Annotated in this window: 1 protein-coding gene and 1 pseudogene; one reads left to right on the top strand and one right to left on the bottom strand. The window is 43.9% G+C overall.

Going from position 1 to position 711, the window contains the following annotated elements; all coding sequences use genetic code 11:
* Positions 1 to 422, top strand: a 422-nt coding sequence (locus R8N47_RS25210) for a LysR substrate-binding domain-containing protein (RefSeq protein ID WP_318186107.1), incomplete at its 5' end; no start/stop codon positions are given.
* Here the strand turns inward: R8N47_RS25210 and R8N47_RS25205 are convergent.
* Positions 419 to 711, bottom strand: a pseudogene (locus tag R8N47_RS25205) (phosphotransferase); the annotation flags it as partial. The gene R8N47_RS25210 and the pseudogene R8N47_RS25205 sit on opposite strands and share 4 nt — an antisense overlap.

Genomic DNA, 711 nt, shown 5'->3' with positions numbered 1-711 from the left:
AGGACTTACCTCAATCGGTCGCACAAAAAGAGTTGGGAAAAGGAAAAGCCGTCTTTTTTGTTCGCAAAGATCACCCCGCACAAGATTTTGATGACTTGCAGCTCTACCCCTTTTTACTCTTCAAAACACCAGGATGGAATGACTACCGATACCCTCTGTTGGAACGCTTGAAGAACATTGGTTTTAATGCGTCGCCAAAAGTGGAAATAGAACACCCAGCGATGATCCACAAAATCATCCTTCAAACCGATCATTTCGGTATCACGATGAGTGACCATGTCCCGCAGGGATGCAGAAGTATCGCACTACCGAACCGCTTAGAATTGAATGTCAGCTACGTGATGAGTTGTCGGCGTTCACAGCAACACGCACCATTAAATCTATGGTTATTTGATAAGATTAAACACGTGATTGCAAACTAACGTTCTTTTAGTATGCCCAAAGTAATCGCTTGGTGATGTTGACGCAGATAATCGATATCTTGCAAATACGCGATGTGATGTTCCTCTTCCAAATTAGCTTGAAATCTCTCATCCCTACAGCTTGCCATCAGTCTCATGTAATCAACCAAAGCCGTGAGCCTTAACGTCATCACATCCACCAGATTTTCTCGCTCTAATTTCGAGCAGCCATACGCGTCACAGAACAGCTTGGCGCGTTGAATTTGCTGTTCCAAGTTGCCCATTCGGTCATTTTCATCCGTTTTAAAAG

It is taken from the genome of Vibrio sp. 2132-1, from assembly GCF_033344315.1.
Note: the sequence above shows the minus strand (reverse complement) of the source record. Positions and strands in the feature narration are given on the sequence as shown.